The 18,905-nt window shown below is 73.7% G+C and carries 15 protein-coding genes and 1 pseudogene; 14 read left to right on the top strand and 2 right to left on the bottom strand.

Features of this window, described 5'->3' with window-relative positions:
* Window positions 1-130: 130 nt before the first annotated feature.
* Together thrS and ACZ7LB_RS16915 are read left to right on the top strand one after the other, a co-directional pair.
* Window positions 131-2,107 carry a threonine--tRNA ligase gene (thrS, locus tag ACZ7LB_RS16920; RefSeq protein ID WP_265292929.1) on the top strand — a complete coding sequence of 659 codons (1,977 nt, stop codon included), beginning with the start codon at window positions 131-133 and terminating at the stop codon, window positions 2,105-2,107.
* A 74-nt stretch (window positions 2,108-2,181) separates the two neighbouring features.
* On the top strand, window positions 2,182-2,730 hold the full coding sequence (locus tag ACZ7LB_RS16915; protein ID WP_161228184.1) for an HIT family protein: 549 nt from the start codon (window positions 2,182-2,184) through the stop codon (window positions 2,728-2,730).
* A 206-nt stretch (window positions 2,731-2,936) separates the two neighbouring features.
* On the opposite strand, the gene ACZ7LB_RS16910 is transcribed toward ACZ7LB_RS16915, so the two are convergent.
* Both ACZ7LB_RS16910 and ACZ7LB_RS16905 read right to left on the bottom strand, forming a co-directional pair.
* Window positions 2,937-4,598 (bottom strand): hypothetical protein, encoded by a 1,662-nt coding sequence (locus tag ACZ7LB_RS16910; RefSeq protein ID WP_471468917.1) that lies wholly within the window; start codon window positions 4,596-4,598, stop codon window positions 2,937-2,939.
* Window positions 4,599-4,985: 387 nt separating this feature from the next.
* Window positions 4,986-7,147, bottom strand: a pseudogene (locus tag ACZ7LB_RS16905) (elongation factor G-like protein EF-G2).
* A gap of 203 nt (window positions 7,148-7,350) precedes the next feature.
* On the opposite strand from ACZ7LB_RS16905, the gene pgsA reads away from it, so the two are divergent.
* From pgsA to secD, 12 genes are all read left to right on the top strand, one after another.
* On the top strand, window positions 7,351-8,076 hold the full coding sequence (gene pgsA / locus ACZ7LB_RS16900; protein WP_471469198.1) for a phosphatidylinositol phosphate synthase: 726 nt from the start codon (window positions 7,351-7,353) through the stop codon (window positions 8,074-8,076).
* Entirely contained in the window at window positions 8,073-9,002 is a 930-nt protein-coding gene (locus ACZ7LB_RS16895; protein WP_471468915.1) for a phosphatidylinositol mannoside acyltransferase, read from the top strand. Before pgsA ends, ACZ7LB_RS16895 begins: the two co-directional genes overlap by 4 nt.
* The gene (locus ACZ7LB_RS16890; protein WP_161228190.1) at window positions 8,999-10,162 is read left to right on the top strand and encodes a glycosyltransferase family 4 protein; all 1,164 of its coding nucleotides are present in this window, start codon (window positions 8,999-9,001) and stop codon (window positions 10,160-10,162) included. The genes ACZ7LB_RS16895 and ACZ7LB_RS16890 overlap by 4 nt, the downstream gene beginning before the upstream one ends.
* Window positions 10,163-10,583: 421 nt before the next feature.
* Window positions 10,584-11,126 carry a LemA family protein gene (locus tag ACZ7LB_RS16885; RefSeq protein ID WP_161228191.1) on the top strand — a complete coding sequence of 181 codons (543 nt, stop codon included), beginning with the start codon at window positions 10,584-10,586 and terminating at the stop codon, window positions 11,124-11,126.
* 158 nt (window positions 11,127-11,284) lie between these two features.
* Complete coding sequence (pdxS, locus tag ACZ7LB_RS16880; RefSeq protein WP_471468912.1) at window positions 11,285-12,196, top strand: pyridoxal 5'-phosphate synthase lyase subunit PdxS; 912 nt, start codon at window positions 11,285-11,287, stop codon at window positions 12,194-12,196.
* A gap of 8 nt (window positions 12,197-12,204) precedes the next feature.
* Complete coding sequence (gene pdxT, locus ACZ7LB_RS16875; RefSeq protein ID WP_471468910.1) at window positions 12,205-12,813, top strand: pyridoxal 5'-phosphate synthase glutaminase subunit PdxT; 609 nt, start codon at window positions 12,205-12,207, stop codon at window positions 12,811-12,813.
* Between the two features lie 48 nt (window positions 12,814-12,861).
* Window positions 12,862-13,614: a YebC/PmpR family DNA-binding transcriptional regulator gene (locus tag ACZ7LB_RS16870; protein ID WP_471468909.1), complete on the top strand. Its 753-nt coding sequence runs from the start codon at window positions 12,862-12,864 to the stop codon at window positions 13,612-13,614.
* A 187-nt stretch (window positions 13,615-13,801) separates the two neighbouring features.
* Window positions 13,802-14,383, top strand: coding sequence for a crossover junction endodeoxyribonuclease RuvC (gene ruvC / locus ACZ7LB_RS16865; RefSeq protein WP_471468907.1), 582 nt, complete (start codon window positions 13,802-13,804; stop codon window positions 14,381-14,383).
* Window positions 14,380-14,985 (top strand): Holliday junction branch migration protein RuvA, encoded by a 606-nt coding sequence (gene ruvA, locus ACZ7LB_RS16860; protein WP_471468905.1) that lies wholly within the window; start codon window positions 14,380-14,382, stop codon window positions 14,983-14,985. Before ruvC ends, ruvA begins: the two co-directional genes overlap by 4 nt.
* Before the next feature lie 214 nt (window positions 14,986-15,199).
* The gene (gene ruvB / locus ACZ7LB_RS16855; RefSeq protein WP_471468903.1) at window positions 15,200-16,270 is read left to right on the top strand and encodes a Holliday junction branch migration DNA helicase RuvB; all 1,071 of its coding nucleotides are present in this window, start codon (window positions 15,200-15,202) and stop codon (window positions 16,268-16,270) included.
* A 186-nt stretch (window positions 16,271-16,456) separates the two neighbouring features.
* Entirely contained in the window at window positions 16,457-16,969 is a 513-nt protein-coding gene (gene yajC / locus ACZ7LB_RS16850) for a preprotein translocase subunit YajC (RefSeq protein ID WP_471468901.1), read from the top strand.
* Between the two features lie 132 nt (window positions 16,970-17,101).
* Window positions 17,102-18,904, top strand: coding sequence for a protein translocase subunit SecD (gene secD / locus ACZ7LB_RS16845; protein ID WP_471468899.1), 1,803 nt, complete (start codon window positions 17,102-17,104; stop codon window positions 18,902-18,904).
* The last annotated feature ends 1 nt before the right edge of the window (window position 18,905 follow it).

Here is an 18,905-nt window from a genome sequence, read left to right as displayed (position 1 = left end):
GGAAACCCCGGAGGCCCCCCGGCCCCCCGGGCGGGAATCGGCTTCGACCCGGGGGGTGCCGGGTCGGTACGATCGGCGGGTGCGTGCGCTCCGGTATGGCGCCGCAGCCCCCTTCAGTCAGGAGAGACCGGTGTCAGACGTCCGTGTGATCATCCAACGCGATTCCGAGCGGGAAGAACGCGTGGTGACGACGGGCACTACGGCCGCCGAGCTCTTCGCCGGCGAGCGCTCGGTCATCGCCGCCCGCATCGGTGACCGCCTGGTGGACCTCGCGCACGAGGTCGGGGAGGGCGACACCGTCGAGGCCGTCGACATCTCCTCCGAGGACGGTCTCGGCATCCTGCGCCACTCCACCGCGCACGTCATGGCCCAGGCCGTGCAGGAGCTCTTCCCCGAGGCCAAGCTGGGCATCGGCCCGCCGGTCCGGGACGGCTTCTACTACGACTTCGACGTCGAGAAGCCGTTCACGCCCGAGGATCTCAAGGCCATCGAGAAGAAGATGCAGGAGATCCAGAAGCGCGGCCAGCGCTTCTCGCGCCGTGCGGTCACCGACGACGCGGCCCGCGAGGAGCTGGCGGACGAGCCGTACAAGCTGGAGCTGATCGGCCTCAAGGGTTCCGCCTCCCACGACGACGGCGCGGACGTCGAGGTCGGCGCCGGTGAGCTGACGATCTACGACAACCTGGACGCCAAGACCGGCGACCTGTGCTGGAAGGACCTCTGCCGGGGTCCCCACCTGCCCACCACCCGGAACATCCCGGCCTTCAAGCTGATGCGCAACGCCGCCGCCTACTGGCGCGGCAGCGAGAAGAACCCGATGCTCCAGCGCATCTACGGCACGGCCTGGCCGTCCAAGGAGGAGCTGAAGGCGCACCTGGAGTTCCTCGCCGAGGCCGAGAAGCGCGACCACCGCAAGCTGGGCGCCGAGCTGGACCTCTTCTCCGTCCCGGAGCAGATCGGCTCCGGCCTCGCCGTCTTCCACCCCCGGGGCGGCATCATCCGCCGGGTCATGGAGGACTACTCGCGGCGCCGCCACGAGGAGGAGGGCTACGAGTTCGTCTACACCCCGCACGCGACGAAGGGGAAGCTCTTCGAGACCTCGGGCCACCTGGACTGGTACGCCGACGGCATGTACCCGCCCATGCAGCTCGACGAGGGCGTGGACTACTACCTCAAGCCCATGAACTGCCCGATGCACAACCTGATCTTCGACGCGCGGGGCCGCTCCTACCGCGAGCTGCCGCTGCGCCTCTTCGAGTTCGGGACCGTGTACCGGTACGAGAAGTCCGGTGTGGTGCACGGCCTGACCCGGGCCCGCGGCTTCACCCAGGACGACGCGCACATCTACTGCACCCGCGAGCAGATGGCGGACGAGCTCGACACGACGCTCACCTTCGTGCTGAACCTGCTGCGGGACTACGGCCTGACCGACTTCTACCTGGAGCTGTCCACCAAGGACCCGGAGAAGTTCGTCGGCACCGACGACGCCTGGGAGGAGGCGACCGAGACGCTCCGCCAGGTCGCCGAGAAGCAGGGCCTGCCGCTGGTCCCGGACCCGGGCGGCGCCGCCTTCTACGGTCCCAAGATCTCCGTCCAGGCCAAGGACGCCATCGGCCGCACCTGGCAGATGTCGACCATCCAGCTCGACTTCAACCTGCCGGAGCGCTTCGGCCTGGAGTACACCGGCGCGGACGGCACCAAGCAGCGGCCGGTCATGATCCACCGCGCGCTGTTCGGCTCGATCGAGCGGTTCTTCGCGGTGCTCCTGGAGCACTACGCGGGCGCCTTCCCGGCCTGGCTGGCGCCGGTCCAGGCGGTCGGCATCCCGGTCGGGGACGCGCACGTGGAGTACCTGGAGACGTTCGCCGCCCAGGCCCGCAAGAAGGGTCTGCGGGTGGAGGTCGACTCCTCCTCCGACCGCATGCAGAAGAAGATCCGCACGGCGCAGAAGCAGAAGGTGCCCTTCATGATCATCGTCGGTGACGACGACATGAACGCGGGCACGGTCTCCTTCCGCTACCGCGACGGTTCGCAGGAGAACGGGGTCCCGGTCGACGAGGCCCTCGCCAAGCTGGCGCGGGTGGTCGAGGAGCGGGCCCAGGTCTGATCCGTCCGCCGGAGGCCCCCGGGAGTTCCCGGGGGCCTTTCCTGTCGCCGGGCGCGACGCCATATGCTGCACACATGACGATTGAGCCGGAGCAGCAGCGGGGAGTGGGGACGCCGGACGCGTTCCAGCGACTGTGGACGCCCCACCGGATGGCGTACATCCAGGGGGAGAACAAGCCCAGCGGCCCTGGGGCCGACGACGGCTGCCCCTTCTGCTCGATCCCGGCCAAGTCCGACGAGGACGGGCTGATCGTCCGCCGCGGCGAGCTGGTCTACGTGGTGCTCAACCTGTACCCCTACAACGGCGGCCATCTGATGGCGGTCCCCTACCGCCATGTCGCCGACTACACGGAGCTGACCGACGCGGAGACCGCCGAGCTGGCCGTCCTCACCAAGCAGGCGATGACGGCGCTGCGCACCGCCTCCGGGGCCCATGGGTTCAACATCGGGATGAACCAGGGCACGGTGGCCGGCGCGGGCATCGCCGCGCACCTCCACCAGCACATCGTGCCCCGCTGGGGCGGCGACACGAACTTCATGCCGGTCGTCGGCCACACCAAGGTGCTGCCCCAGTTGCTCGGGGACACCCGTGAGATGCTCGCGAAGGCATGGCCCACGGACTGACGCCGTCCGGCACCACTGCCCCGCCCGGCACCGGCACCGGTATCCGCCCGGTCCCGGCGTCGGGACCGGCCCGCCGCGCTCCGGCACCCGCCGTGTCCCGATGGGTCCGGTCACGGCGGGAGGGGCGGCGCCGGTCCGGCACCGCCCCTCCCGTTCGCTCCCGCCCCGGGCCGACCGCCCGCGGCGTCACCCGTCGTACGCGGTTGTCACGCGTTGTAGAGGTCCGCCTTCCCCGGCGACGGGTCCTGTATGGCCGTGCTGAGGGACGAGGAGCGGCTGCCGAACTTCTCGGTGTCCACCCCGTTCTCCGCCAGCACCCGGATCGCCGCCGTGTGCACCACGCGCAGCACCGGCGTCGCCGCCCGCAGCGCGTCGTCGGCCATGAAGCGGTGCCGCCAGGGCTGGTCCGCCCACACGTGCCGCAGCCCGAACGGCTCGGGCAGGCCGATGGTGCCGCCCAGCCAGTTCAGCAGCGGCGGGTACCAGGTGAGGGGGGCGCGCAGGGCGAGCCGCACCACCTCGTTGGCGTCGACCAGCGGGAGCATCACCTTGCGGGACTCCCACGGCTTGAACGACTTGGTCACCGACTTCGAGGGGGCCTCCGGCTTCCCCATGAACAGCCCGTTGATCGGGCCCAGGGCATGGCCGGTGACCTCGATGCGCAGGGTCGAGTGCAGCACCGTCACCGTGATCAGCATGGTGAGGACGAGCTGTCCGTCCCACAGCGTCCACTGGACGCCCAGGTAGTGCCGGTCCCCGGCGCCGAACTGCTGCTTGTTGCAGATCTCCTGTATGGCGTGCGGCTTGACCTGGTGGGCCTCGACGTCCGCCCCGGCCGGGCGGGAGACGCCCTTGGCGTTCTCCCCGACGGGGGTGACGATCCAGTGCCGGATGGACGGCTTGGTGAAGCCGCCGGTGTTCAGCGGGCCCCGCTCCAGCAGGCTGAGCTGGTCGTGGATGGCGCGTATGACGTCCCAGCTCCGGAAGGGGTGGATCTCGCGGGACGGGTCGGCGGGCACCAGCTCCTCCGCCAGCTGCCAGCTCCCCCAGCGGGTGCCCATGCCGAGGATGCCCTTGGGCCCGGCGTAGAACACGGAGTTGGACTGCTGCTCGGCGCCGAGGTTGGCCAGGGACTGGCGGAGCTGCTCGGCGGCGGTCTCGTTGGGGTTGCTCGGGACGGCCTCGGGGACCTTGGCGCCGACGCCGCCGCCGGAGAGCAGGCCCGACCAGTGGTCGCGCAGCTCGTTGGCGGTGCTCTCGCAGATCCGCTTGGCCCAGAACCAGCCGACGACGGGCATCACGATCGCCGCCCGCCCGTACCAGGCCCAGAAGCCGGTGAAGGGCATCCTGAGCAGGAACAGCACGGCCAGCACGCCGATGGCGAAGAGCACCGCGGTGCCCAGGGCGCCGGCCTGCTTGCGCTCGGTCCTGGCGACGCCCGCGCGGATCTGGAAGCCGAGCAGCCAGACCAGGGTGCCGGGCAGGAAGAGCAGACCGCAGACCACGCTGATCAGGGTCAGCCGGCTGTCGCGGGCCTTGCGGATGCCGTTGGCGGCCAGGCAGTGCTCGACGACCACCTGGGGCTCGGCGCCGAAGGACTGGATCAGCGGCGCGCGCCCGGAGCCCAGCATGCGGGCGGTCACCGCGCGGGAGAACGCCTCACCGAGGTTGGGCCGGAACAGCTTCGCCCAGGGGCGGCCCGTGTTGACCGAGGTCTCGTACCACTCGTTGTCGGCCTTCTTGATGTCCTCCACCGGGTTGTCCCGATAGGCGGCCGACGCCAGCGCGAAGGTGGGCGTCTGCCCTCCGTCGCCCGCGCGCGGCACCTGCGGCCCGAAGAAGTCCGCGAAACCGCCGTCACCGCTCATTCCCGCCCCCGATCGCCACCACTGTCCCTCCTGCGGCCTTCCCGACCAGCCTGCTGCGCACACCTGTTGATCAGGTCATCAGCGTATCCGCCGCCTCCCGGATGCGTCAGCGGTCGTCCAAAGCCGCCCCCGTGTGCGCGGGTTGCACCCGGGATGCGCCGTCGCGCGCCGGGCGCCCGGCGCGCCCCGGGCCCCGCGCGGGAGGCCCCCCGCCGCGCTCGCCCCGAGCCCGGCCCGCCTCGGCCCGTCCCGGTCGTGTTCCGGTCGCCCGGGACCGTGCCAACGGCTGCCCGGCACACGGACGCTGACACCGGGTCGACCGCCCCGGACCCGTCCGACGCGGAGACCCCGGTGCCGCGGTCCCGGTGCCGTCCGGGCCGCGGACCCTCATGTGCCCGCGGCTCCTCCCGCCCCGCGCATCCGCCGGGCCACCCGCTCCGGGACCGGCTCGTACCGCGCGCGGCGGCGCCCGAAGCGGGCGGTGCCGTGGGAGAGCGAGCGCGACTCCACCGCGTACCGGTCCAGTTCCACCTCCGGCACCTCGGCGCGGATTCGTGTGCGTCCCCCGGCGGCCTGTTCGGTGCCGAAGACCCGGCCGCGCCGTGCGGACAGATCGGTCAGCACCGCGCCCACGAGGTCGTCCCCGGCCAGCACCCGCACCTCCGCCACCGGCTCCAGCAGCCGCAGCCCGGTGCCGGCCGCCGCGTCCCGCAGGGCCAGCGCGCCCGCCGCCTGGAAGGCGGCGTCGGAGGAGTCCACCGCGTGCGCCCTGCCGTCCCGCAGGGTGACGCGGACGTCGGTGAGCGGACGGCCCGGGCCGAGGCCCCCGGCGGCCTGCGCGCGCGCCCCCTTCTCGACGGAGGCGACGAACTGCCGGGGCACCGCGCCGCCGACGACCCGGTCCGCGAACTCGACGCCGGAGCCGCCCGGCAGCGGTTCCACCCCGATCCCGCAGACGGCGTACTGCCCGTGCCCGCCGGACTGCTTGACGTGCCGTCCGGTTCCGGTGGCGGGCGCGGCGAAGGTCTCCCGCAGCGCGACCCGGTGCGGCACGACGTCGACCCGGACACGGTGCCGGTCGCGCAGCCGCTCCAGGGCGACCTCGGCGTGGGCCTCGCCCGGGCACCACAGCACGACCTGCCGGGTGTCCGGGTCGTGCTCCAGCCGCAGGGCCGGGTCCTCGGCCGCCAGCCGGGCCAGGCCCCGGGAGAGCCGCTCCTCGTCGGGGCCGCCGTGGGCCTCCAGGGCCACTGGGAGCAGCGGGTCGGGCGGCTCCCACGGGGCGATCAGCAGCGGGTCCTCCGGGTCGGACAGGGTGTCCCCGGTCCCCGCGGTGTCCAGCCGGGCCACGCGGCCCAGGTCGCCCGCGATCACCCGGTCGCCCGGCCGGCGCCCGCCGCGGGGCGCGGACGGGGCCGCCGCGCGTTCGTCGGCGTCATGGCCCCCGCCGTCCCGGCCGTGCCCGCTGACGTGCACCTCCCGGTCGGCGCGGAGCGTCCCGGAGAAGACCCGCACCAGGCAGATCCGGCCCGTACGGGTCGTCGGAGGTGCCGACGACCTCCGCCGCCAGCGTCGCCCCGGGGTCGCAGGCCCTCGGCGGGCGCGGCGTGCCGTCGGGCGAGGTCACCGGGGGGGGGGCGCTCCAGCGGGCTGGGGAAGCCGTGGACGATCAGCTCCAGGATCTCCACCGTGCCGAGTTCCCGCCGGGCGTCCCCGGCGGCCATCAGCACCGGGAAGAGGGCGCCGCGCGCGACGGCCCGCTCCAGGTCCCGGAGCAGGATCCCGTCCTCGATCTCCGCGCCGCCGAGGTAGCGGTCCATCAGGGACCCGTCCTCGCTCTCCGCGATGATCCCCTCGATGAGCCGGGCGCGGGCGGCCTCCAGCGCGGGCACCCGGTCCGGGTCGGGCGGGACCTCCACCCGTCGGCCCGAGGAGTGGTCGGCCCAGGTCCGCGACAGCGCCCCGGCCGGCCCGGCCGCCGGCGCGTGCCCGTCGGCCGCCGCGGGGCCGCGCAGCGGCAGGACGAGGGGGAGGACGGCGTCGGGGTCCCCGGCGCCGAACACCTCGGCGCAGAGCCGGGCCGTCTCCTCGAAGCCGCCGCGGCCGGACCCCGGGCGGGTGACCACGACGGCGCGCGGTGTGCCGACCGCCGCGCACTCCTCCCAGAGCGCCGGGGCGGTGGCGTCGAGGCCGTCGGAGGCCGGGACGACGAAGAGGGCGGCGTCCGCGGCGCGCAGTCCGGCCCGCAGCTCCCCGGTGAAGTCGGCGTACCCGGGGGTGTCCAGCAGATTGATCCGGACGCCGTCCCAGGTGACCGGGGTCAGGGCCAGGCGTACCGAGCGGTGCTGCCGGTGCCCGCTCCCCTCGTGGTCCGGGGCGCCGCCGTTCCCGGTGCGGCCCGGCCGGTCCGTCGCCCCGGCGGTCAGCGCGAGCGCCTCCACCAGGGCCGTCCTGCCCGCCCCGGAGGGGCCGACCAGCGCCACGTTGCGCACCGCGGCGGGCCCCCGCGGGCCGCCGTCCCCGTGCCGGGGGTGTGCCCTGTCGCCCATGGCCTCGCCTCCCGTGCGCGGTGGGGCGCCGCGGGGGCGGGCACGCTGCACCGTGTGCTCGGCGTCCGGGTGGCTCCCGCGGTCCTTCGAGCCTTCCACTCCCACCGGTCCGCGTCCAGGCGAACGGTCCGGGGCCGCCGCGCGCCCGTCCCGTGCCGGGACGGACGGGTGCCCGGCGTCAGGGGTGCCCCGGCGTGACTACGATGGGCCAGCCGGTGGCCATCAAGGGCCGCGCGGCCACACCGACCGTCGGGAAGGCCATGCTGAACAAGTACGCGCGTGCATTCTTCACGCGTGTCCTCACACCGTTCGCCGCGTTTCTCATCCGCCGGGGCGTCAGCCCCGACACGGTCACGCTGATCGGAACGGCCGGGGTGGTCGCGGGTGCGCTGGTCTTCTACCCCATGGGCGAGTTCTTCTGGGGCACGGTCGTGATCACCCTCTTCGTCTTCTCCGACCTGGTCGACGGCAACATGGCCCGCCAGCTCGGACGCTCCAGCCGGTGGGGCGCCTTCCTGGACTCCACCCTCGACCGGGTCGCGGACAGCGCGATCTTCGCCGGGTTCGCCCTCTGGTACGCGGGCCGCGGCGACGACAACGTGCTGTGCGCCGTGTCGATCTTCTGCCTGGCCAGCGGGCAGGTGGTGTCGTACACCAAGGCGCGCGGCGAGGCCATCGGCCTGCCGGTGGCCGTCAACGGCCTGGTCGAGCGCGCCGAGCGGCTCGTCGTCTCGCTGGTCGCGGCCGGTTTCGCCGGGCTGCACGCGTTCGGTGTGCCGGGCATCCAGTACCTGCTGCCGGTCGCCCTCTGGATCGTGGCCGTCGGCAGTCTCGTCACGCTGGTGCAGCGGGTCGTCACGGTCCGCCGCGAGTCCGCCGAGGCGGAGGCCGCCGCCCAGCAGGACCAGGACACCGGGGCGGCGACGTGACGGTCCGGGAGCGACTGGCCGACTCCCTGTACGGGGCCGGCTGGAGCACCGTCCGACGGCTGCCCGAACCGGTCGCCGTACGGCTCGGCCGGACCGTCGCCGACATCGCCTGGAAGCGGCGCGGCGCGGGCGTCCGCCGCCTGGAGGGCAACTACGCGCGGGTGCGGCCCGGCGCGAGCCCCGAGCAACTCGCCGCGCTCTCGCGCGCGGGCATGCGCTCCTACCTGCGCTACTGGATGGAGTCCTTCCGGCTCCCCGCGTGGAGTCCCGAGCGGGTCCGTAACGGCTTCGATCCCCGGGACGTCCACCACCTCACCGACGGCATGGCCGCGGGCAGGGGCGTCATCCTGGCCCTGCCGCACCTGGGCAACTGGGACCTGGCCGGCGCCTGGGTCACCACCCGGCTCGGCATCCCCTTCACGACCGTCGCCGAGCGGCTGCGGCCGGAGTCCCTCTACGACCGCTTCGTCGCCTACCGCGAGGGCCTCGGCATGGAGGTCCTGCCGCACAGCGGCGGCGCCGCCTTCGGCACCCTGGCCCGGCGGCTGCGCGCGGGCGGCCTGGTCTGCCTGGTCGCGGACCGCGACCTGTCCGCCTCCGGCGTGGAGGTCGACTTCTTCGGCGAGACGGCCCGCATGCCCGCCGGTCCCGCCCTGCTCGCCCAGCAGACCGGCGCGGTGCTGCTCCCGGTGACCCTCTGGTACGACGACTCGCCGGTCATGCGGGGGCGGGTGCACCCGCCCGTCGCCGTCCCCGTCGACGGCACCCGGCGGGAGCGGACCGCCGTCATGACCCAGGCCCTGGCCGACGCCTTCGCCACGGGCATCGCGGACCACCCGGAGGACTGGCACATGCTCCAGCGCCTGTGGCTGAAGGACCTCGACCCCGCGCGGGCACCGGGCACCGGGGAACGGGACGCCTCGTGAGGATCGGCATCGTCTGCCCGTACTCCTGGGACGTGCCGGGCGGCGTCCAGTTCCACATCCGCGACCTCGCGGAGTACTTCATCCGCCTCGGCCACGAGGTGTCCGTCCTCGCCCCCGCCGACGACGACACCCCGCTGCCGCCCTACGTCGTCTCCGCCGGGCGCGCCGTCCCGGTGCCGTACAACGGCTCGGTGGCCCGGCTGAACTTCGGCTTCCTGTCGGCGGCCCGGGTGCGCCGCTGGCTGCACGAGGGCGCCTTCGACGTCATCCACATCCACGAGCCCACCTCGCCGTCGCTGGGGCTGCTGACCTGCTGGGCGGCGCAGGGCCCGATCGTCGCGACCTTCCACACCTCCAACCCGCGCTCCCGCGCGATGATCGCCGCCTACGCCATCCTCCAGGCGGCCCTGGAGAAGATCAGCGCCCGGATCGCGGTCAGCGAGTACGCCCGCCGCACCCTCGTCGAACACCTCGGCGGGGACGCCGTGGTGATCCCCAACGGGGTCGACGTCGACTTCTTCGCCCGCGCCGAGCCCCGCCCCGAGTGGCAGGGCGGCACCATCGGCTTCATCGGCCGCATCGACGAACCCCGCAAGGGCCTGCCGGTGCTGATGCGGGCGCTGCCGGGGATCCTCGCCGCCCGGCCGGAGACCCGGCTGCTGGTGGCCGGACGCGGGGACGAGGAGGAGGCCGTGGCCACGCTCCCGGCCGCGCTGCGCTCCCGGGTGGAGTTCCTCGGCATGGTCAGCGACGAGGACAAGGCCGCCCTGCTGCGCAGCGTCGACCTGTACGTCGCCCCCAACACCGGCGGCGAGAGCTTCGGCATCATCCTCGTCGAGGCCATGTCGGCGGGCGCCCCCGTGCTCGCCTCCGACCTGGACGCCTTCGCCCAGGTCCTGGACCAGGGCGCGGCCGGCGACCTGTTCCCCAACGAGGACGCCGACGCCCTGGCCGACGCGGCGGTGCGGCTGCTGGCGGACCCGGAGCGCCGCGCCGGGCTGCGGGAGCGGGGCAGCGCCCATGTGCGGCGCTTCGACTGGTCGACGGTGGGCGCGGACATCATGTCCGTCTACGAGACGGTGACGGCGGGCGCGGCGGCGGTGGCGGCGGACGACCGCGCCACGGGCCTGCGCGCGCGCCTCGGCCGCTCCCGCGACTGAGCCCGCGCGGGCCGGGCCCGCGCGACGTGAAGCCCGCGCCCGGGACCGGTTCCGGGCGGACCCCGGACCCGGGCCGGCCCGTCCCCGGGCCCCCGGAGCGGACTCGCCCCCGCCCCGCCGGCCGGGCCCCGGCCCCGACCGCCCGGTGACCGGCGGGCACCGCGCCGGGCGGTCGGGGCCCCCGCGCACGAAGGAGCCGCGCCCGTCCGTCGGGACGTGACCTCCGCGGCACGCCCTGGGGTCTTTCGTTCGGATCGGGCCGGATCGGGCCGGATCGGGGAGCGGGGTCCGGCACAGTGCGTCGCGAGGCGGAGGAGGGAGTCGGGGCGGGGCCCGGCGACCGACGACAGCGCGGCGAGATGCGGCGCCAGGGCCCGCGAGCCCGGCATGATCCAAACGAGAGGCCCTAGGCTTGCGGCCCGTGACCGCAACCCTGATCTGGACCCTGGTCGTCCTCGTGGCGATCGGCCTCTACCTGAGCTGGACGGCGGGCCGCCTGGACCGGCTGCACGCCCGGATCGACGCCGCCCGCGCCGCGCTCGACGCGCAACTGCTGCGCCGGGCCTCGGTGACCCAGGAGCTCGCGACCTCGGGCGTCCTCGACCCGGCCGCCTCGATCGTGCTGTACGAGGCCGCCCACGCCGCCCGGCAGGCCGAGGAGGAGCAGCGGGAGGTCGCGGAGAGCGCGCTCAGCCACGCGCTGCGGGCCGTGTTCGAGGACGCGGCGCAGGTGGAGGCCGTACGGGAGGCGCCCGGGGGAGAGGAGGCGGCCCGGGAACTGGCCGAGTCGGTGCGCAGGGTGCCGATGGCCCGGCGCTTCCACAACGACGCGGTGGGCGCCGCCCGGCGGCTGCGCGAGCACCGCAAGGTCCGCTGGTTCCGCCTCGCCGGGCACGCCCCCTTCCCGCTGGCCTTCGAGATGGACGACGAGCCCCCGGCGGCCCTCGTCGAACGGGCCGGGTGACGGCGCCGCACGCCCGCGCCGCGCCCCCGCGGCGCACGCCCCGGCCGCCCCGCCCGGCGAAAACGATCCACCGCCCGATCATTGGCCCTTGCCGTGGACTGGTCCCCTCGCGTTGGCTCGGGGCTGCAGAAACCCCCTCTTCCCCAGTGAGGTATCCCGTGTCCAGCACGCTCTCCGCACATCCGTCCCCCGAGACCGGCACCGCCCGCGTCAAGCGCGGCATGGCCGAGCAGCTCAAGGGCGGCGTGATCATGGACGTCGTCACCCCGGAGCAGGCGAAGATCGCCGAGGACGCGGGAGCCGTCGCCGTCATGGCCCTGGAGCGGGTCCCGGCCGACATCCGCAAGGACGGCGGCGTGGCCCGCATGTCCGACCCGGACATGATCGACGGCATCATCGGCGCCGTCTCCATCCCGGTCATGGCCAAGTCCCGGATCGGCCACTTCGTCGAGGCCCAGGTCCTCCAGTCGCTCGGCGTGGACTACATCGACGAGTCCGAGGTCCTCACCCCGGCCGACGAGGTCAACCACTCCGACAAGTGGTCCTTCACCACCCCCTTCGTGTGCGGGGCCACCAACCTCGGCGAGGCGCTGCGCCGGATCGCCGAGGGCGCCGCGATGATCCGCTCCAAGGGCGAGGCCGGCACCGGCAACGTCGTGGAGGCCGTCCGCCACCTGCGCCAGATCAAGAACGAGATCGCCCGGCTGCGCGGCTTCGACAACCACGAGCTGTACGCCGCCGCCAAGGAGCTGCGCGCCCCCTACGAGCTGGTCAAGGAGGTCGCCGAGCTGGGCAGGCTGCCGGTGGTCCTCTTCTCCGCCGGCGGTGTCGCCACCCCGGCCGACGCCGCGCTCATGCGCCAGCTCGGCGCCGAGGGCGTCTTCGTCGGCTCCGGCATCTTCAAGTCCGGCGACCCGGCCAAGCGGGCCGCGGCCATCGTCAAGGCGACCACCTTCTACGACGACCCGAAGGTGATCGCGGAGGCCTCCCGCAACCTGGGCGAGGCCATGGTCGGCATCAACTGCGACACCCTTCCCGAGTCCGAGCGCTACGCCAACCGCGGCTGGTAGGCGCGCGGATGAGCGGCACACCCGTGATCGGCGTCCTGGCCCTCCAGGGCGACGTCCGGGAGCACCTCACCGCCCTGGCCGCGGCCGGCGCCGCGGCCCGGGCGGTCAGGCGCCCCGGGGAACTCGCCGGGGTCGACGGGCTCGTACTGCCCGGCGGCGAGTCCACCACCATGTCCAAACTGGCCGTCCTCTTCGGCCTGATGGACCCGCTGCGCGCCCGCGTGCGCGCGGGCATGCCCGTCTACGGCACCTGCGCGGGCATGATCATGCTGGCCGACAGGATCCTCGACCCGCGCTCCGGCCAGGAGCCCGTCGGCGGCATCGACATGGTCGTGCGCCGCAACGCCTTCGGACGGCAGAACGAGTCCTTCGAGACCGCCGTCGAGGTCACCGGGGTGCCGGGCGGTCCCGTGGAGGGCGTCTTCATCCGCGCCCCCTGGGTGGAGTCCGTCGGCGCCGCCGTCGAGGTGCTCGCGGAGCACGACGGCCACATCGTCGCGGTCCGTCAGGGGACGGCGCTGGCCACGTCCTTCCACCCGGAGCTGACCGGCGACCACCGGGTGCACCGGCTCTTCGCGGACATGGTGCGCGAGAACCGCGGGGCCGACTCCTTGTAGGATTCCTGCGTTCGTTGCAGGGATGGGTTACGCGAAGGAGACAGGCAGATGTCCGGCCACTCTAAATGGGCCACGACGAAGCACAAGAAGGCCGTCATCGACGCCAAGCGCGGCAAGCTCTTCGCGAAGCTGATCAAGAACGTCGAGGTCGCGGCGCGGATGGGCGGCTCCGACATCGAGGGCAACCCGACGCTCTACGACGCCATCCAGAAGGCCAAGAAGCAGTCGGTCCCGAACAAGAACATCGACTCCGCGGTCAAGCGCGGCGCCGGCCTGGAGGCCGGCGGCGCCGACTACGAGACGATCATGTACGAGGGCTACGGTCCGAACGGCGTCGCGGTGCTCATCGAGTGCCTCACCGACAACCGCAACCGCGCCGCCTCCGACGTGCGCGTCGCCATGACCCGCAACGGCGGCTCCATGGCGGACCCCGGCTCGGTGTCGTACCTGTTCCACCGCAAGGGCGTCGTGATCGTCCCGAAGGGCGAACTGGGCGAGGACGACGTCCTCACCGCCGTCCTGGAGGCGGGCGCCGAGGAGGTGAACGACCTCGGCGAGAGCTTCGAGGTGCTCAGCGAGGCCACCGACCTGGTCGCGGTCCGCACCGCGCTCCAGGAGGCTGGCATCGACTACGAGTCGGCCGACGCCAGCTTCGTCCCCACGATGCAGATCGAGCTGGACGAGGACGGCGCCCGGAAGATCTTCAAGCTGATCGACGCCCTGGAGGACAGCGACGACGTGCAGAACGTCTACGCCAACTTCGACGTGAGCGACGAGATCATGGAAAAGGTCGACGCCTAGGCCCTGCTTCCGGGCCGTCCCGCCCCGGGGCGGGACACGTCCGTGCCGCGGCGCCCCCGGTGGCGCGACCGCGGGCGCGGTGAGGATTCCGGCGGGCCGGAGGGACGGACACGTCCCCCGGCCCGCCGCCGTTGTCGGCACCACCCGATAGCCTGCACAAACAGGTGATCGACGGAAGGGGCCCGCCGTGCGCGTGCTGGGGGTGGACCCGGGGCTGACCCGCTGCGGGATCGGCGTCGTGGAGGGGGTGGCCGGCCGGCCGCTCACCATGATCGGCGTCGGTGTCGTCCGCACCCCCGCCGACGCCGACCTCGGCCCCCGCCTCGTCGCCGTCGAGCGGGGCATCGAGGAGTGGCTCGACGAGCACCGCCCGGAGTACGTCGCCGTCGAGCGCGTCTTCAGCCAGCACAACGTGCGCACCGTGATGGGCACCGCCCAGGCCAGCGCCGTCGCCATCCTCTGCGCCTCCCGCCGCGGCATCCCCGTCGCCCTGCACACCCCCAGCGAGGTCAAGGCCGCCGTCACCGGCTCGGGGCGCGCCGACAAGGCCCAGGTCGGCGCCATGGTGACGCGGCTGCTGCGGCTCGCCGCGCCGCCGAAGCCGGCCGACGCGGCGGACGCCCTCGCCCTCGCCATCTGTCACATCTGGCGCGCCCCCGCGCAGAACCGCCTCCAGCGGGCCGCCGCCCTGCACACCGCGGCCGTCCGGTCCCGGGCCGCCGTCCCCGGGGCCCAGGCCCCCCACCCGTCGAAAGGCCGTACGCCATGATCGCCTTCGTCAGCGGCACGGTCGCCGCCCTCGCCCCCGACTCCGCGGTGGTCGAGATCGGCGGCGTCGGCATGGCCGTCCAGTGCACCCCGGGCACGCTCGCCGGGCTCCGCGTCGGCCGGGCCGCGCGGCTCGCCACCTCCCTCGTCGTCCGCGAGGACTCGCTGACCCTGTACGGCTTCGCCGACGACGACGAGCGCCAGGTCTTCGAGCTGCTCCAGACCGCCAGCGGCGTCGGCCCCCGCCTCGCCCAGGCCATGCTCGCCGTGCACGCCCCCGACGCCCTGCGCAGGGCCGTGGCCACGGACGACGAGAAGGCGCTGACCGCCGTCCCCGGCATCGGCAAGAAGGGCGCCCAGAAGCTCCTGCTGGAACTGAAGGACCGCCTCGGCGCCCCCGTCGGGGCCCCTGCCGTCGGCGCCCCGGTCAGCACCGGCTGGCGCGACCAGCTGCACGCCGCCCTGATCGGCCTCGGCTACGCGACCCGCGAGGCCGACGAGGCCGTGACCGCCGTCACCCCCCAGGCCGAGGCGGCCGGCGGGACGCCCCAAGTGGGGCAGCTCCTCAAGGCGGCCCTGCAGACCCTCAACCGCGCCCGGTGACCCGCCCCCCGGCGCCCCCGCGGACCCGGGGGCCCGGACCCGCTCCGACCGGCGGCCCCTGGGCCCCGCCGTCACCTCCCCGTCCGCCCGGCGGCGCCGCGCGCGCACCCGGCGCCACCGGACCCGCCCGCCGGGCGGACGGGGGCGCGGTCACGACGGGACCCGGCGGGCGCCGGACCTCCCCCAGCCCGTACCGAGAGCCGAGGCACACCTGATGAACTGGGACGACACGACCGACGCGGACGCGGCCGAGCGGCTCGTCGGGGCGTCCGCCGACGGCGAGGACCAGGCCGTGGAGGCCGCCCTCCGCCCCAAGGACCTGGACGAGTTCATCGGCCAGGAGAAGGTCCGCGAACAGCTCGACCTCGTGCTGCGCGCCGCCCGCGCCCGCGGCGCCACCGCCGACCACGTCCTGCTCTCCGGCGCTCCCGGCCTCGGCAAGACCACCCTCTCCATGATCATCGCCGCCGAGATGGGCGCCCCCATCCGCATCACCTCCGGCCCCGCCATCCAGCACGCCGGGGACCTCGCGGCGATCCTCTCCTCCCTCCAGGAGGGCGAGGTCCTCTTCCTCGACGAGATCCACCGCATGTCCCGGCCCGCCGAGGAGATGCTCTACATGGCGATGGAGGACTTCCGGGTCGACGTCATCGTCGGCAAGGGCCCCGGCGCGACCGCCATCCCCCTGGAACTGCCGCCGTTCACCCTGGTCGGCGCCACCACCCGGGCGGGACTGCTGCCGCCCCCGCTGCGCGACCGCTTCGGCTTCACCGCCCACATGGAGTTCTACGGCCCCGCCGAGCTGGAGCGCGTCGTCCACCGCTCCGCCGGCCTGCTCGACGTCGGCATCGACCCGGCGGGCGCCGCCGAGATCGCCGGCCGCTCCCGGGGCACCCCCCGCATCGCCAACCGCCTGCTGCGCCGGGTCCGCGACTACGCCCAGGTCAAGGCCGACGGCCGGGTCACCCTGGAGGTCGCCGCCGCGGCCCTCGCGGTGTACGAGGTCGACGAGCGGGGCCTGGACCGGCTGGACCGGGCCGTCCTCCAGGCGCTGCTGAAGCTGTTCGGCGGCGGTCCGGTGGGCCTGTCCACGCTCGCCGTCGCCGTCGGCGAGGAGCGTGAGACAGTGGAGGAGGTCGCGGAACCGTTCCTCGTCAGGGAGGGGCTGCTCGCCCGTACCCCGCGCGGACGGATCGCGACCCCCGCCGCATGGGCGCACCTCGGCCTCACCCCGCCGGGCCCGCGGTCCGCAGGAAACGGACAACGGGATCTCTTCGGGACGTGACGGTCCCATGGCGTCCCCGCCGGGGCCCGGCACATTCGCCGGACCAGGAACCCCGGTGCCGTGCCGAGCGTTGTTCCCTGCGCGCGGACTCGCTTAGACTCCGCCGATGCCGTCGTGTCGGCGGCGTACACACCCCCAACCAGCAGGCCGCGCGCCAGCGCGGTCGTGTGAAGGAAGTACCGACCCGTGAGTCTCGTGACCCTCCTCCCGTTCATCGTGCTCATCGGGGCCATGTTCCTGATGACGCGGTCGGCGAAGAAGAAGCAGCAGCAGGCCGTCGACATGCGGAACCAGATGCAGCCCGGTTCGGGCGTCCGAACCATCGGGGGCATGTACGCCACGGTCAAGGAGGTCAGCGAGGACACGGTCCTCCTCGACGCCGGACCCGGCGTCGAACTGCTCTTCGCCAAGAACTCCATCGGTGCCGTTCTCACCGACGACGAGTACAACCGCATCGTCCACGGCATCGAGCACGACCTGAAGTCCGACGCCGACATCGTCCCCGACGACGCCTCCTCCCTCACCGAGACCGACGCCTCCCACGCCGACGCCTCCGACGACACGGCCGACAAGGACGACCGGTCCGTCGACCTCGGCAAGAAGGACGCGCCCGACGAGCAGACGGCCGACTCCGAGCCCGCCAAGGCGGACAAGGAGGACGACCCGAAGAAGTCCGACGGCGGCCCCGAGGCGAAGTAGCCGTGTTACGGGGTGCGCGGACCGTTCCCGCGCACCCCGCTCCACGTGCGGCTCGAACAGCACCCCACACCATGTGACGGCCGCCGGTGCGCCGGTCTCGGCGTGAGCGGCCCCGAGAGGGAGTACGAACAGGTGGTTTCAGTCAAAAAGGGAAAGAACGCGAGCGCCCAGAGCAAGCCCGGGCGCTCGCTGGCCCTGATTCTGATCGCCATTGTGGCGCTCACCGGAGGGATGTTCGCCTCCGGACACACCGCTCCGCGTCTCGGCATCGATCTCGCCGGGGGGACGAGCATCACTCTCCGGGCGGTCGCGGAACCCGGCCAGGCGTCCGCGATCAACAAGACCAACATGGACACCGCGGTCGAGATCATGGAGCGCCGTGTCAACGGACTGGGCGTCTCCGAGGCCGAGGTGCAGACCCAGGGCGACCGGAACATCATCGTCAACATCCCCAAGGGGATGAACTCGAAGGAAGCCCGGGCCCAGGTCGGCACCACGGCCAAACTCTACTTCCGCCCCGTCCTCGCCACCGGGCTCTCCGGCCCCGGCATGAACGCCAGCCCGTCCGCCGCCCCCTCGGGCAGCCCCTCCGGCGCACCGAGCGGTGAGCCCACGGACAAGGCCACCGGCAAGGCGGGCGACGAGGCCACCGGCCCCGCGGACGGACAGGACGGGGCGAGCACCCCGCCGTCCGGCACCCCCACGGACGGAGCCACCACCCAGGGCCGCGCCGTCACCGGCGCCCTGAAGGCCGACCCCAGCCCCTCCGCGAGCCCCTCCGGCGCCGCCTCCCCGGCCGCCGGCACCCCGGCCGACGACGGCAACGCCAAGCTCCAGGCCGCCTACGACGCGCTCGACTGCACCAAGGAGTCCCAGCGCGCCAAGGCGGGCGAGGGCGCCAAGCCCGGCGACACCACGCTGGCCTGCGGCACCAACTCGGACGGCCTCTGGCAGAAGTACATCCTCGGCCCGGCCGAGGTCGACGGCACCGAGGTGGACAAGGCCCAGGCCGTCTACAACACGCAGAGCGCCGCCGGCTGGACCGTCACGATGCAGTTCACCGACAAGGGCGCCAAGAAGTTCGCCGACATCACCGGCAAGCTCGCCAAGAACCAGACCCCGCAGAACCAGTTCGCCATCGTCCTGGACAACGAGGTCGTCTCCGACCCGTACGTCCGCCAGGCGCTCACCGGCGGCAACGCGGAGATCTCCGGCAGCTTCGACCAGCAGGAGGCCCAGAGCCTCGCCAACATGCTGAGCTACGGCGCGCTGCCGCTGAGCTTCCACGAGGACAGCGTCACCACCGTCACCGCCGCCCTCGGCGGCGAGCAGCTCCGCGCCGGACTGATCGCCGGTGCCATCGGCCTCGCGCTGGTCATCATCTACCTGCTGGTCTACTACCGCGGCCTGTCCTTCATCGCCATCGCCTCGCTGGGCGTCTCCGCCTCGCTGACGTACGTGATCATGTCGCTGCTCGGCCCGACCATCGGCTTCGCGCTGAACCTGCCCGCCGTCTGCGGCGCCATCGTCGCCATCGGCATCACGGCGGACTCGTTCATCGTCTACTTCGAACGGGTCCGCGACGAGATCCGCGAGGGACGCTCGCTGCGCCCCGCGGTGGAGCGCGGCTGGCCCCGGGCCCGGCGCACCATCCTGGTCTCCGACTTCGTCTCGTTCCTCGCCGCCGCGGTGCTCTTCATCGTCACCGTCGGCAAGGTGCAGGGCTTCGCCTTCACCCTCGGCCTCACCACCCTGCTCGACGTGGTCGTGGTGTTCCTCTTCACCAAGCCGCTGCTCACGCTGATGGCCCGCCGCAGGTTCTTCGCTAGCGGTCACAAGTGGTCCGGCCTCGATCCGACGGCACTGGGGGCCAAACCCCCGCTCCGCCGCACCCGCCGTCCGGCCGCCGGCCCCGTCGACCCGAAGGAGGCGTGAG

The sequence above is a fragment of the Streptomyces sp. NPDC107521 genome (assembly GCF_055598485.1).
The sequence above is the reverse complement of the archived record's forward strand: the minus strand, read 5'-3'. Positions and strand labels throughout refer to the sequence as shown.